The organism is Dyadobacter sp. CY343 (assembly GCF_021390335.1).
GTDB lineage: Bacteria > Bacteroidota > Bacteroidia > Cytophagales > Spirosomataceae > Dyadobacter.
Genome location: NZ_JAJUXK010000006.1, coordinates 340,357 through 354,350 on the forward strand (window position 1 = coordinate 340,357; position 13,994 = coordinate 354,350).

The following is a 13,994-nucleotide window of genomic DNA, read 5'->3' on the forward strand; positions in this document are numbered from 1 at the left end:
TGAATAACGCAAAGCAAACAACAAACTATTCCCGTAGCAGGCTCATTTAACATATTTTAACAAAGGTATTTGATTTCAATTTTTACTAAACAATCCTGCCAGAAGAACTTTGTCGTTTACCAGCTCTACCATAAAAAAGGCGTTATTTGTTCAATAACGCCTTCTCCAATTTGATCAATTCATTAAGCGATTTCGATCTGACGGGCAGGCTTTTCTTTCGCTTCTTCCCTCTTCGGCAAAGCGATGCTCAGGATCCCTTCGGAATAGTTCGCTACTACCTTTTCTGCATCAACAGAGTTTGGTAGTGTAAATGTGCGTTGGAAAGAAGTGTATTTGAACTCCCTGCGCGTGTATTTTTCTTCATTTTCCTCTGACTTCTGTTCCTTCTGAGCAGAAATTGTCAGCTGATTTTTTTCAAGATTTAATGTGAAATCTGATTTCTGCAAACCTGGTGCAGCGACTTCAATGCGAAAACCTTCCTTGCTTTCCACCACATTCACAGCTGGTACGCTGCCTGAAAACGCTGGTGTGTTAAACTCTGGGAACAGATCTTTGTTAAAAAATCCGTTTAAATAGGAAGGAGTTGTGAAATGGGTTTTTACTAACGTGCTCATTTTATGGAATGTTTGATGTTTGAGTTAAAGTTTAAACCTCTTGGGTTTTGGTTCTTTAATAACAACTTCCATTCCTGTGAGAAAAAAGCATATTTATTATGCCATTATGTCACCGATTTTCTATAAAATTAAAAATTCGCTGACATAATGTCACATATTGATTAGGAAATAACGAACATTCTGACATTTTTGATGTCAGACGATATACAACCATTATTGTCTAGCGTAGTTCCAGGATAGCGCAAGCTTGCTCTGAGGCAGATTGCTCGGCTTTTTTCTTTGTAAAACCGTTGCCGGTTGCGAAAGGCTCCTCGTTGACAAGGATTTGAGAGATGAATTCGCGGTGGTGGCGGGTACCTCGTTCTTCGATAATCTCAAAACGGATTTCCTTGCCTTCCCGCTGCGCCCATTCGATGATGAGGCTTTTGAAGTTCGCGTTGTTCTGAATAATACTATCCAAATCGTAGTGCGTAATAAGCTTGCTGATAATAAATGTGCGCGTGAAGCGGAAACCTTTATCCAAATAAATGGCACCTACAAATGCTTCGAGCGCATCGCCGTACATGGAAGATCTTGGCGACATGCCGCGACGGTTTCCGTCGTATTCGATCAGATTATCAAGACCAAGTTTGCGGGAAATTTGGTTTAACGATTCCCGGTTTACGATCCGCGATCTAATTTCGGTTAAGAAACCTTCGTCCTTGTAGGGGTATTTGGTAAAAAGAAATTCAGCCACGACCATTCCCAAAACTGCATCCCCCAGGTATTCAAGTCGTTCGTTTGACTCACGAAATCCTTTGATGGCCGTTTCTTTGGAAGCGGAGGTGTGGCGAAAAGCGAGCTGATAAACACCCAGATTAGAGGGACGGTCGCCAATTATATGCGCGATAGACTCCTTAAATTTTTTATCCTCAGCACTTCCGGTTCTGAAAAGAGAAAGTATCGGTATAAGAATTCGCTTTGCCAATTGTAGAAAGTTTATCAGTCTTCATATCTTTTGAAAACGACTGATGCATTATGACCTCCAAATCCAAAAGTGTTACTCAAGGCGATATTCACCTTTCGTTTTTCTGCTTTATTAAAAGTAAGATTCAGCCTTGGATTAATTTCCGGATCGTCCGTGAAATGATTAATTGTAGGGGGAATGATTTGATCTTTGAGCGCCATAATGCAAGCGGCAGCCTCAATCGCACCTGCTCCTCCGAGCAAGTGTCCCGTCATTGATTTTGTTGAACTGATGCTCAGATTATAAGCGTGTTCCCCAAAAAACTTCTCAATTGCCTTGATTTCCTGCGGATCACCAATCGGCGTCGATGTTCCGTGGGTATTGATGTAGTCAATATCAGTAGCCTTGATCCCTGCGTTTTCGATCGCATTACGCATTACTATGAATGCTCCAAGTCCCTCGGGGTGTGGGGCAGTAATGTGATAAGCATCAGAAGACATTCCTGCACCGATCATTTCAGCGTAAATTTTTGCTCCTCTTGCTTTGGCGTGCTCATATTCTTCAAGGATCAGCGCAGCGCCTCCCTCTCCAAGTACGAAACCATCGCGATCCTTATCATAAGGCCGGGAAGCAGTCTCAGGACTGTCGTTTCTTTCCGAAAGTGCCTTCAATGCATTGAATCCGCCTACACCTGCAATTGTGATAGCAGCCTCAGACCCGCCGGAGATACATACATCCATCATACCTAATTTGATATAATTGAATGCGTCTATTAATGCGTTGGTAGCTGATGCGCAGGCAGATACGGTAATGAAGTTCGGGCCGCGGAAGCCGTAGCGGATCGAGAGAACTCCCGACGCGCTGTCCACAATCATTTTAGGGATGAAGAAAGGATTGAAACGGGGCGTTTTGCCATTTTCGGAGAAGTTCATCACTTCTTCCTCAAACGTTTTTAAACCGCCTATTCCGGTGCCCCAAATTACACCGGCTTTGTCGAGATCAAGCTTATCTACGTCAAAGCCGGCGTCTTTCATGGCTTCGTCTGCAGCAATAACCGCGTACTGTGTAAACGGGTCCATTTTACGTGCTTCCTGTCGAGGGATGTAATTGTTGATGTCCAATCCCTTGACCTCACAGGCAAAACGGGTCCGAAACTTTTCAGCGTCGAATCTGGTAATCGGCGCAGCGCCGCTTACCCCCGCAACCAGATTTGTCCAAAAGGTAGAAACATCATTCCCGATGGGCGTTAATGCGCCCATTCCCGTAATCACAACTCGCTTAAAACTCATAAAAAAGGACAGAAATAGAAGATGATACTGGTATAAGAACCGAATTACTTCACGTTCTCTTCCAGGTATGCAACAGCTTGGCCAACTGTACCAATGTTCTCCGCCTGATCATCAGGGATAGATAGATTGAATTCTTTTTCGAATTCCATAATCAATTCAACGGTATCTAGAGAGTCTGCTCCCAAGTCGTTCTGGAAGTTTGCTTCCGGTGTAACCTCCGACTCTTCTACGCCGAGTTTCTCGACGATAATTTGCTTAACTCTTTCTGCAATTGCTGACATTTTATAATCACTTTTTGGTTAAAATCGCAACAAAGAAAGATATTCTAGTTCACTTTTTCAAAATTTTTTTACTCAGCCCTTTTTATTGTAATATCTCATTCCAAAATAAAAAAAGGACTAAAACGGACACTTGTTGGTTATACGTTTTTTGATTTCTTTCGATAATCTGCAGAACATCCGGTATAAGTGTACATTCACCAAATTTTAATAAGAAACGGCCATTTTAATATGATTTCGATACCAAAACTAAAAAATACAGATTCCGGGCAGTACTTTCTCCTGGCAGGTCCGTGCGCCATTGAAGGCCGCGATATGGCGCTCAGAATAGCAGAAAAAATCGTTACAATCACTGACAGACTTCGGATCCCATACATTTTCAAAGGCTCTTACCGTAAAGCGAATCGCACCAAAATCGACTCATTTACAGGTATTGGTGATGAAAAAGCATTGAATATCCTGAGAGAAGTTTCACAAACATTCGGGATACCCACTGTGACGGACATTCATGAATCACACGAGGCGGCGATGGCGGCCGAATATGTGGATGTTTTGCAAATACCCGCGTTCCTCTGCCGGCAGACTGAATTACTGGCTGCGGCTGCAAAAACGGGGAAGGCTGTAAATGTAAAAAAAGGGCAGTTTTTATCGGGCGCCTCCATGAAATTTGCCGCTGAAAAGATCCATGAGGTCAACCCGCAATGCCATGTAATTCTCACAGATCGTGGTAATAGTTTTGGATACGGCGATTTAGTGGTCGATTACCGCAATATTCCCGAAATGGCTGCATTTGATGTGCCTGTGGTGATGGACTGCACGCATTCGCTGCAACAACCCAACCAGAGTTCGGGAGTAACCGGAGGCAAGCCGAAGCTGATCGAGACCATCGCAAAAGCTGCAATTGCAGTGGGCGCCGACGGACTTTTTATCGAAACGCATTTTAATCCCGCCGAAGCAAAATCCGACGGCGCGAATATGCTTCCCCTGGACCAATTAGAAGGTTTGCTGGAAAGATTAGTTCGGGTGAGAGAAGCGATATTATGATATTAAAAGCCGCCCGTGCCCAGATTTTTGTATTGCTGATATGCTGCAACCTGCTGCCTCAGGCAGCGATCGGGCAGCGCGATTCCACACTTTGGAGAGTGAAGGCGGGTGACATTATCCCCCCGGTTTCACTCGCAGTTGCAGGGCTCGTCGTGCAGGGGAAGATCAGCCGCAGCCTGCAAAGGGAAGTCCGGTCGCAATATCCTTCATTCCACACGAATGCTGACGATTTTCTGCCTTACGCGCCGGGTGTTGTGAGCCTAACCCTGGCCTCGGCAGGTGTAAAAGGCAAGCATTCTCTTGGCGACCAACTGATACTTGCTTTATTATCCAATATCGGCGCGCAAGTGGTTACGCAGGGCGTCAAACGCATTTCAAAATATCCGAGACCGAATGGGGAAGACAACCATTCTTTCCCCTCCGGGCACACCACCACGGCCTTTGCGAATGCAGAGCTATTACATCAGGAGTACGGCGACAAAAGCGTTTTGTATAGTATCGGAGGGTACGGAACTGCCTCTGCCGTGGGCGCTATGCGGATTTTAAACAATAAACACTGGCTGGCCGATGTATTAATGGGCGCCGGGATCGGAATCGGGGCGACGAAAGTGTTTTATATCAGCTACCCTTGGCTCAAACAAAAATTCCCCCGCAAGAAAAAAATTGCAGTTCCCAAATAGCTGCTGACAAAGGGCTGTCACAGGTACCTTTTTTATTTGCCCTATTATTTAACAGACAGCCCGATGCAACTTAAGACCATTGAACCGATCCACGTTCTCTATTTTGAAACAGAGACCACCTTAAACGATATTTTCCAATACGTTAGGCTGGTAGCCCAGCGGCTGTATCGCGATGCGGTTCAGCACGATATGGAAATAACCGGGCCTGTATACTGGATTTATGAAGGCGCCGATGGTAACCCCGACACCGTTTTCAAACTCACGATCGCGTTGCCCGTTAGTCCCGCTGTGCCTGCTTCCAGCTCAGAATTCAAACAAAAATTGCTGGAATCATTTAAGTGTATTTCTCACGAATTACAGGGAGATTGGAATCGATTAGGGAATGTTTACGGTGAAATTTTTGCTAAAATAGGCGAAGAAAATCACGCACCTTCCGGTCAGAACCGTGAAATATATATCAATATGGACTTTCAGAATCCTGCGGGAAATACCACGGAAGTACAAGTGGGTATTTTCTAAAATCTTAAACTCACCAACTCACTATCAATGTCTTACTGCGATTATATAAACAATAATATATCCGAGCTATCTGATTTTCTCTTAAATAAAGAATACCACGATCATCACTACGGTTATCCGATCGACGATGATGATGAGCTTTTCGGGCGACTGCTGCTGGAAATAAACCAGGCGGGGCTGAGCTGGACTTTAATGCTGCGTAAGCAACATTCTTTTCGTGAAGCTTATGCTGGTTTTTCGATTGTAAAAGTGGCGGCTTTTGATGAAAATGACCGCGAGCGGCTCATGCAGGATGCAGGTATCGTCAGAAACCGGTTGAAAATTAATGCGGCTATTGTGAATGCGCAGAAGATTCTGGAACTGCAAAAGGAATATGGTTCTTTTAAGGGTTGGATCAACGCTAATCATCCCCTTACCAAGCCTGAGTGGATCAAGCTTTTCAAGAAAACATTCAAGTTTACCGGCGGCGAGATCGTGAACGAATTTTTAATGAGTACCGGCTACTTACCCGGCGCGCATTCTCCGGATTGTCCTATTTATCAAAAAATTGAGCAGTTGGCCGGCTAGCCGACGTTCGTTTTAATGTCCTTTTAAATAAGTGAGCAAATGTGCCGGCTGGTCGGTTTGTAATCCCTGAACTCCTTTGTCAAGTGCTTCTTTCCACGTCGCCGGGCCTTCGGACGGACTTTGTACATCCAGCCAAACTTCCACGCCGTTTTCATTCGCGGTTTTGATCAATTCAGGATCTTTCAGATTGTCCAGGATCTGAACGTGTGTTTTTTTCAAAAACCCTAACAATTGCTCTTTGCTGGTGACATCTTTTGGCAGACTTGTCATCAGCGGAATATGCGGTGCAAGCCCTTTCCATTGAAGGTACTGGCGCTCGTCGTTGAGGTAAACGATCACCTGATTTTCCATTCCCGCAGCTTTGATCTGTTTCCAGGCTTCTTCAATATTAGCTTCTTTACAGTCCAGATAGATATTGATCTTGTCTTTGCACACAGCCAGCATTTCCTGGAATTCAGGGATCCGGTGTGTTTTTTTATTTCGGTTAAATACCTGCAATTTCCGCACTTCCGACAGATTCATTTCTGAAATGCGGCCGCTCCCATTCGTGGTACGGTCGACTTTACTATCGTGCAGTACTACAAGTTTCCCGTCTTTTGTAGTCCGGAGATCGACCTCGACATAATCCGCGCCGCATTCGATCGCATCCCGGCAGGAAGCGAGCGTATTTTCAGGGGCCGCAATATGATTTCCGCGATGGGCGATCACAACCGTTTTATTTTTACACTGGGGTAACTTCGCCTGCTGCGCCTGTGCGCCAGCTGCAAGTCCCAGGATGGAAAACAGAATAAAGAACTTTTTACCAATCATAACCTGAAAAGATAAAAGTCTACAAGTGCAGTAACTAGCGCCGCACTCATAGACTCATTAACTTTAAACTAAAAAATTACTGTATCTCAAAGCTGCTCAGATTCACAAATTCCTGAACCCGCGCATTGATTTCTTCACGTGAAAGATTAACCAAACGCTCCGTTCCAAATTTTTCAACACAAAAAGAAGCCATTGCAGAACCATAAATAACCCCGCGCTTCATATTCTCGAATGAAATATCATTGGTACTTGCGAGATAACCTATAAACCCACCCGCAAAAACGTCACCTGCGCCGGTTGGGTCAAAAACCTCTTCAAGCGGCAATGCCGGTGCAAAGAAAATACGGTCTTCCTGGAAAAGTAACGCACCGTGCTCTCCTTTTTTAATGATCAAAGTTTTCGGGCCCATTTCCATGATCTTCTTCGCCGCTTTACGAAGCGAATATTCACCTGACAGTTGGCGGGCTTCCTCGTCGTTGATCGTGATGAGATCAACCATTTTTAAAACTTCTTTCAAATCGTCCATCGCGATATTCATCCACAAATTCATGGTATCGAGCATGATCAGTTTCGGGCGTTTCGCCATTCTTTCGATCACCAGTTTCTGCGTAGCCGGAACTGTATTTCCCAGCATCAGAAATTCGGTACCCTGGTAAGAATCAGGTATAGTAGGGTCGAAATGCTCCATTACATTCAGTTCGGTCACCAACGTATCGCGGGTGTTCATATCCTCGTGGTACTTGCCCGACCAGAAGAAAGTTTTTCCGTCCTGAACGATTTCCAATCCTTCGGTATTAATGCCGTGGTCTTGCAAAAGCGTGATCATTTCCTTTGGAAAATCGCCGCCTACTACGGCAACCAGATTATTATCCTTTGTGAAATAAGAAGCGGATAGTGTGATGTAAGTGGCGGCGCCTCCGATAATTTTATCTGTTTTTCCAAAAGGCGTTTCGAGCGCGTCGAATGCAACAGACCCTACGGTTAGTAAGCTCATAGATAATTACTGTGTTGATTTTAAGTTAGTTTCAATCATTGTTTTAATACCAAAAAACGCTGCTAAGATAGTTAAAACAGCCGAATAGCATATTTCCTACCCTGCATATTCGGCAGCCGGCGAATCTATCATCTGTAATTTGCTATTTTTGTTGATCAGCTTTTTATTTATTCACTATAAACACATACTAACAAATGGAAGCAGTTTCCGAAGCACGCAGGCATATTGATAATGCGAAGGATTTTTTAAGTAATAATGCAAAAAAAGAGGACGGACTTTATCACGACAAAAAGTACGTCAAGATAGCCGGCCACACCGCTTACACAGGCATATTGCTGGTGCTCAACGAGCTGCTCGGAGAGAAAAACAGGAAAACCCCGAAAAGCGTGGAATGGTACCAATATGAGCTCAGCCGGATAGATAAAAGTTTGCTTGCCAACTTTACCACAGCTTACCAGATCCTGCATATTGATATGGGATACCAGGGCACTAAAAGTGCAAAACTCGCTTCTGTCGGGTTACAGGAAGCAGAGAAAATAATCAGGTGGGTGGAAACCCGCCTCGAAAAAAAGATGATCAGTTAAAAATTAATTTTCAGTAAGTACCGGATAAATGACCGACCAAACTTTCCAGCCTCTTAAGATATTCAATACACTTACGCGTAAGAAAGATGTATTTGTACCGATCGCCCCTCCTTATGTCGGGATGTACGTCTGCGGGCCGACGGTCTATAATAATGTACACTTAGGAAATATCCGCACGTTTCTGGCATTCGATATTCTCTACCGGTACCTCACACATATCGGATACAAAGTGCGCTATGTGCGGAATATCACGGACGTGGGCCACCTGGTGGGAGACGGCGATGAAGGGGAGGATAAAATAGGTAAAATGGCGAAGCTGCAAAAGCTGGAACCCATGGAGATCGTGCAGCGGTACACCAATGATTTCCACGATGTTACAGCCATATTTAACCTGCTAACTCCCAGCATTGAACCCACTGCCACCGGCCATTTGATCGAGCAGATCGAGGCAGTGCAGACGCTGATCGAAAAAGGCGCCGCGTACGAATCAAACGGTTCTGTTTATTTTGATATTAATAAATACCAGGGCGCCGGAAATGAATATGGAAAGCTTTCCGGCCGCATTATCGAGGACCTTTTAAATGAAACGCGAGAGCTCGACGGGCAGGCAGAAAAACGCAATCCGCTCGATTTTGCATTGTGGAAAAAAGCCAGTCCGGAACATATCATGCAATGGGATTCTCCCTGGGGAATGGGCTTCCCAGGCTGGCATTTGGAGTGTACCTGCATGAGTAAGAAGTACTTAGGCAAGCAGTTCGATATTCATGGCGGCGGAATGGATTTAAAATTTCCCCACCACGAATGCGAGATCGCGCAGGGGAAATCGCTCACCGGCGAGGAACCTGTTCGTTACTGGATGCATACCAATATGCTGACTGTGAACGGGCAAAAAATGTCGAAATCGCTGGGTAACTCCTTTCTGCCTTCCGAGCTTTTTGCCGGTAGCCACGAGCTGCTCGACCAGGCTTACAGCCCGATGACCGTGCGGTTTTTTATGCTTCAAAGTCAGTACCGGAGTACGCTTGATTTTTCAAACGATGCTTTAAAAGCGGCACATAAAGGCTACAAAAAGCTGGCAAACGGATTAAGGAATGCGAAACTGCTGACCTATTCTGCCGAAGAAGAAATTGCTATTGACGAAGCAAAAAAAGCCGATATCCAAAAATCAGTCGACGGTTTTTACGGCGCGATGAACGACGATCTGAATACCGCAGTCGCATTTGCCAACCTTTTTAATTTGCTCAAATACATCAATATGCTCAATATGGGGCAGTTGAAACCTGCGGCAATTGGTGAGGATACATTTAATCTGCTGAAAGAAAAATTCGTTGTTTTCTTCGAAGATGTACTCGGCTTGCAAGAGGAGCTGGCGGAAGGTTATGCGATACTGGACGGAATGCTGAACCTTTACCGCGAATTTAAAAAATTGCAGAACTACGAAAAAGTAGATGAAATCCGTTCTTATTTCAAAAATCAGGGTCTGGTAATCCGCGACACGAAAGTGCGGGTGGACTGGGCTTACGAAGAATAACCATGAAAAACCGGCAATCGATCATCGCTTATATTCTGTTGGGCGTGTTTCTACTGGGTGGGGCGGCGTATTATCTGGTCCCGTTTATCACCAGTAGTAAGGTTGAACCAATTAATCTGAATGTTCCGGCCGAAGCGCCAAATTTCGTAAAGGAAGGTGAGGTAACCTTTTTGAAAAACGGCAAAGTACATTTGAAGATCGACGTTGAAATCGCAGAGAACGAAAATGAACGTGCAAAAGGGCTGATGTACCGTTCCTCCATTCCCGATTCGGTCGGTATGCTTTTCATTTTTGACCGCCCGGAGCCACAGAGTTTCTGGATGCACAATACGAGCATTCCACTCGATATTATGTATGTGGATGCCAACAAAAAAATCATTTCCATCGCAGCCAATACCGAACCCTATTCCGACGAAGCGGTGCCTTCACTCGGTGATGCGCAATATGTGGTAGAAGTAAATGCAGGATTCAGTGAACGTAACAATATCAAAACAGGAGATGCTATTTCTTTCTAGGAGCCTATTTTTCAAGAGATTCACGTATATTTTTTCTCTTACACTATTAATTTACGGCTGCAAGAGCAATACAAGCTCCGAGCAAACCAGCGAACAGGCGGTCAAGCTGGTCACCAGCCCCGCATTTAATCCTGACTCTGCGTATGCATTCGTTCAAAAGCAAGTCGATTTCGGCGCACGTGTTCCCAATTCCAAGCCACACCAGCTTTGCGGCGATTACCTTGTCGCAACTCTGAAAAAATACGGTTTGCAAGTTACCGAGCAGCCTTTTACACCGACTACTTTCGACGGCACAAAGCTAAATGCACGTAATATCATCGGTAGCTTCAATCCCGCGGCTTCAAAACGCATTTTGCTTGCTGCACACTGGGATTCCCGCCCCTTTTCGGATCAGGATTCTGTTGTAAAAGATAAGCCTGTACTGGCCGCAAATGACGGAGCGAGCGGCGTGGGTGTATTGCTGGAAGTGGCCAGAGTACTTTCTTCACAAACTACCAAACCGGATATCGGCGTAGATATTATTTTCTTCGATGCCGAAGACTGGGGCAGCTCAGATGAACCTACCAAGATGGAATACAGCGGATTTTGCCTCGGCTCTCAGTATTGGTCGGCCAACAAACATATTCCTAATTACACTGCCTACTTTGGTATTTTGCTGGATATGGTAGGTGCAAAAGGCGCTACGTTTTTGAAAGAAGGACATTCCGTGCAGGTGGCGGAAGACGTGGTAAGGCAGGTTTGGACTACCGCGAGCCGAATCGGCTACAACAATTACTTTATCGACGAAAGAGGCACTTCCATTACCGACGACCATTGGCCGGTGAACAAGGTAGCCGGCATTCCGATGATCGATATAATCCACACCAAACAAAACAGCCTCGCACTCACCTTTTTCCCTCAGTGGCACACCAGCCACGATACAATGGAAAACATTGACCCGAACACCCTAAAAGCCGTCGGGCAGACATTGATGCAGGTGCTGTACCAGGAAGCCGCGGGGCAGGCGCTTTAAGGGTCATTGGTGGTCATTTGTTGTCATTGATTGTCATTGATTGTTTGGGGTGGTTTGAAGTGGATCGGGGTGGTTCGGGTGTTGTTCGGAGTAGTTCGAAGTGGTTCGGGTGCTGTTCGAAGTGGATCGGGTAGTTCGGTATTGTTTGCTTTTGTCATAGAACCGAGCAAAACAAAAAATGACCACAAATGACAATAAGTGACCATCAATGACAATCTCGACCCCCCCCCCGAACAACCTCCAACCACCTCGAACTACCCCCGAACAACCCCGAACTACCCCCGACAACCCCGAACTACCTCCGAACAACCCCTACATCCTTCGAACCACAATCCAAACATCCGAATTCCTCCCCTTATCGTCGCTGCATGAAATCTTTACCCTTCCCATTGGCGGGGTGATGAAAATGGGTTCCTGCGGTTTGGCTTTTTTGGTGAGCTTATCATTGATATACCAAAAAACTTCCTCCACATCGTTTGCCGCCTGACACGCTAGCTGTAATTGCTGAGGCTCTTCTTTTTGGATAAAATACTCGCTACCCTCATTCGGACTCACAATAAGCGGGGCGCCTTCGTGGAAAACGCGCTCGCATTTCGGGTTGTGCGGCGGAATCTTCTGATAAGGGATTTTTTGTAGTTCGTTAAATGCAATCAGCTCGGGCGCGAGGTTGGAATATGCTTTTTTCTCGAAACCAGTCTCAGGCAGACAATAGGTACAATAAGAAATTTTTCCCGCAGGATCCGTAAAAACCCAGCGCAAATGCTGGCACTTTTTATAATTGGAAACACCTACTATATATTGATCGGGAATCGCGTGCGGGCAAAAATCGGATGGAATATCACCTGTCGCAGGGCATACCTGCCGGACTGAAATGTTGCCGGGAGACTGGTACCAGCCTTTTGTGGAATTGTAATCGAGTGAATTGAATATCGAAAAAAGCAGAGGGGTCGCCGTATTAGCGCCACTTAACTCTGGTACTCCTTCCCCGGAAAAATTCCCGACCCACACTCCTACCGTGTACCTTTTATTATAACCAATACTCCACGCATCCCGCTTTCCATACGAAGTGCCCGTTTTCCACCCGATTTTGGGTAAATGATAAGTATTGTCAAAATTCGTAGGCAAATCCGGCCGGGTAATCTGGGTGAGAATATCCGTGACCAGAAATGCAGCTTCTTCCGAAACAATCTCCTGTCCATTCGCCGCAGATTTCGATTGTGTATATTTCAATGCATTCAACTTTCCATTATTTGCAAATGCGGCAAACAGGCGCGTCAGTTCTTCCAAAGTAACCCCGCAACCGCCGAGAATCATCGATAATCCCAGATCCTTAGCCTGCTTGTCGATCGTTTTAAAACCAGCTTTTTTTAATTTACCAATAAAAAACGGAGTACTGACATCCTTCAAAATCCGCACTGCGGGGATATTCAGTGAATTGGCCAAAGCAAAAGTGGTCGTAACCGGACCATTGAAACGCAGGTCAAAGTTTTCCGGCTCGTAACCGCTGAAATTTCCGGGTACATCATTCAAGACAGATTTGGGTGTGATAATCCCTTTATCAAATGCAGCTGCGTACAAAAGTGGTTTCAGCGTACTTCCCGGCGACCTTACTGCTCTCACACCATCCACCTGGCCGCCGTCGAACGGATTATCAAAATCGGCTGAGCCTACATAAGCTTCCACCTCCATTGTTTCATTATTAACCACCAAAACCGACGCATTGTGGATGTTCATCATTTTCCGGCGGTTGATGAAATTCCGGACCTGCTCTTCAATCTGCTTTTGCGCCTGGATTTTGATAGTGGTAGCAATTACAGGCTGGTCGGAATACTGCTGTTTGAGCCGGATCGACAAATGCGGTGCATTGCGCGGAGCCTGTAACCGTTTTACCTGCAAAGGTTCGTTTAATGCATCCTCGATAACGTTTTTTTCAAATAATCCCTCCTTTTCAAAACGCATTAACCATTCATTTCTAGCCATTTTCAATGCGTCGTTCCTGGTTCCGGGCCGCAGGCTGGAAGGTCGGTTCGGGATAATGGTCAATGCAGTAATTTCGGCTAAACTAAGCAGCTGGGGCGGTTTTCCGAAGTATAGCAAAGCAGCAGATTTGATCCCCTCAATATTCCCTCCGTAAGGGATCAGATTCACGTACATTTGAAGGATTTCCGTTTTGGAAAAATGCATTTCCAGCTGCAATGCGCGTCCCATTTCTATGATCTTATTAAAATAAGTCCGTTCGCGGGGCTGGGTTAACCTTACTACCTGCATCGTAATTGTAGATGCGCCAGAGGTTCTTTTTCCCGTAAAAATATTCCTGAACGCGGCCCGTGCGATTGCCAAAGGATTAATTCCAGGGTGATAGTAGAAATATTGGTCTTCCTTGTAAAGCAGCGTTTTGCTGAGCAGCGGCGTGATTTCAGGCAATGCAGTTTGCAGCCGCCATTTGTCATCGCCGCTCAGAAATGCGTGAATTACTGTACCGCGATGATCAGTGATCTGGGTAGCATATTGGATCTTCGGTCTGAAAGGAAAAATGAAGTCAAGTACCAGAAACAGGATAACAGCCACTGCGGCGGTTATCAAAAGTTTTCTGAACGGTACGCTTTTCATA

15 protein-coding genes are annotated in these 13,994 nt (G+C 45.4%); 8 read left to right on the plus strand and 7 right to left on the minus strand.

Features of this window, described 5'->3' with window-relative positions; translation table 11 throughout:
- Window positions 1-182: 182 nt before the first annotated feature.
- The 4 genes from LZG94_RS21365 to LZG94_RS21380 form a co-directional block, all read right to left on the minus strand.
- Window positions 183-614, minus strand: coding sequence for an Hsp20/alpha crystallin family protein (locus LZG94_RS21365; RefSeq protein WP_233793784.1), 432 nt, complete (start codon window positions 612-614; stop codon window positions 183-185).
- 220 nt (window positions 615-834) lie between these two features.
- Window positions 835-1,581 carry a ribonuclease III gene (gene rnc, locus LZG94_RS21370; protein WP_215235110.1) on the minus strand — a complete coding sequence of 249 codons (747 nt, stop codon included), beginning with the start codon at window positions 1,579-1,581 and terminating at the stop codon, window positions 835-837.
- A gap of 14 nt (window positions 1,582-1,595) precedes the next feature.
- Window positions 1,596-2,849 carry a beta-ketoacyl-ACP synthase II gene (fabF, locus tag LZG94_RS21375; RefSeq protein ID WP_215235111.1) on the minus strand — a complete coding sequence of 418 codons (1,254 nt, stop codon included), beginning with the start codon at window positions 2,847-2,849 and terminating at the stop codon, window positions 1,596-1,598.
- A gap of 44 nt (window positions 2,850-2,893) precedes the next feature.
- Window positions 2,894-3,130: an acyl carrier protein gene (locus LZG94_RS21380; protein ID WP_015813362.1), complete on the minus strand. Its 237-nt coding sequence runs from the start codon at window positions 3,128-3,130 to the stop codon at window positions 2,894-2,896.
- A gap of 228 nt (window positions 3,131-3,358) precedes the next feature.
- Between LZG94_RS21380 and kdsA the strand changes: the two genes are divergently transcribed.
- From kdsA to LZG94_RS21400, 4 genes are all read left to right on the plus strand, one after another.
- Window positions 3,359-4,171 carry a 3-deoxy-8-phosphooctulonate synthase gene (gene kdsA, locus LZG94_RS21385; protein ID WP_233793785.1) on the plus strand — a complete coding sequence of 271 codons (813 nt, stop codon included), beginning with the start codon at window positions 3,359-3,361 and terminating at the stop codon, window positions 4,169-4,171.
- On the plus strand, window positions 4,168-4,851 hold the full coding sequence (locus tag LZG94_RS21390) for a phosphatase PAP2 family protein (protein WP_233793786.1): 684 nt from the start codon (window positions 4,168-4,170) through the stop codon (window positions 4,849-4,851). Before kdsA ends, LZG94_RS21390 begins: the two co-directional genes overlap by 4 nt.
- 63 nt (window positions 4,852-4,914) lie before the next feature.
- The gene (locus LZG94_RS21395) at window positions 4,915-5,370 is read left to right on the plus strand and encodes a GyrI-like domain-containing protein (protein WP_233793787.1); all 456 of its coding nucleotides are present in this window, start codon (window positions 4,915-4,917) and stop codon (window positions 5,368-5,370) included.
- Between the two features lie 27 nt (window positions 5,371-5,397).
- Window positions 5,398-5,937: a DNA-3-methyladenine glycosylase I gene (locus LZG94_RS21400; RefSeq protein ID WP_233793788.1), complete on the plus strand. Its 540-nt coding sequence runs from the start codon at window positions 5,398-5,400 to the stop codon at window positions 5,935-5,937.
- 12 nt (window positions 5,938-5,949) lie between these two features.
- Here the strand turns inward: LZG94_RS21400 and LZG94_RS21405 are convergent, their stop codons facing one another.
- Window positions 5,950-6,747, minus strand: a complete 798-nt coding sequence (locus LZG94_RS21405) for a glycerophosphodiester phosphodiesterase family protein (RefSeq protein WP_233793789.1) — start codon at window positions 6,745-6,747, stop codon at window positions 5,950-5,952.
- A gap of 76 nt (window positions 6,748-6,823) precedes the next feature.
- A complete protein-coding gene (locus LZG94_RS21410) occupies window positions 6,824-7,741 on the minus strand; it encodes a PfkB family carbohydrate kinase (protein ID WP_215235117.1) in 918 nt (305 codons plus the stop codon).
- A 194-nt stretch (window positions 7,742-7,935) separates the two neighbouring features.
- On the opposite strand from LZG94_RS21410, the gene LZG94_RS21415 reads away from it, so the two are divergent.
- The 4 genes from LZG94_RS21415 to LZG94_RS21430 are packed head-to-tail and all read left to right on the plus strand — an operon-like array spanning window position 7,936 to window position 11,383.
- Window positions 7,936-8,325 (plus strand): DUF5618 family protein, encoded by a 390-nt coding sequence (locus tag LZG94_RS21415; RefSeq protein ID WP_215235118.1) that lies wholly within the window; start codon window positions 7,936-7,938, stop codon window positions 8,323-8,325.
- A 28-nt stretch (window positions 8,326-8,353) separates the two neighbouring features.
- Window positions 8,354-9,856, plus strand: a complete 1,503-nt coding sequence (gene cysS, locus LZG94_RS21420) for a cysteine--tRNA ligase (protein ID WP_233793790.1) — start codon at window positions 8,354-8,356, stop codon at window positions 9,854-9,856.
- A gap of 2 nt (window positions 9,857-9,858) precedes the next feature.
- On the plus strand, window positions 9,859-10,371 hold the full coding sequence (locus LZG94_RS21425) for a DUF192 domain-containing protein (protein ID WP_233793791.1): 513 nt from the start codon (window positions 9,859-9,861) through the stop codon (window positions 10,369-10,371).
- The gene (locus tag LZG94_RS21430) at window positions 10,355-11,383 is read left to right on the plus strand and encodes a M28 family peptidase (RefSeq protein ID WP_233793792.1); all 1,029 of its coding nucleotides are present in this window, start codon (window positions 10,355-10,357) and stop codon (window positions 11,381-11,383) included. Before LZG94_RS21425 ends, LZG94_RS21430 begins: the two co-directional genes overlap by 17 nt.
- A 312-nt stretch (window positions 11,384-11,695) precedes the next feature.
- On the opposite strand, the gene pbpC is transcribed toward LZG94_RS21430, so the two are convergent.
- On the minus strand, window positions 11,696-13,993 hold the full coding sequence (gene pbpC, locus LZG94_RS21435) for a penicillin-binding protein 1C (protein WP_233793793.1): 2,298 nt from the start codon (window positions 13,991-13,993) through the stop codon (window positions 11,696-11,698).
- Window position 13,994: the final 1 nt, after the last annotated feature.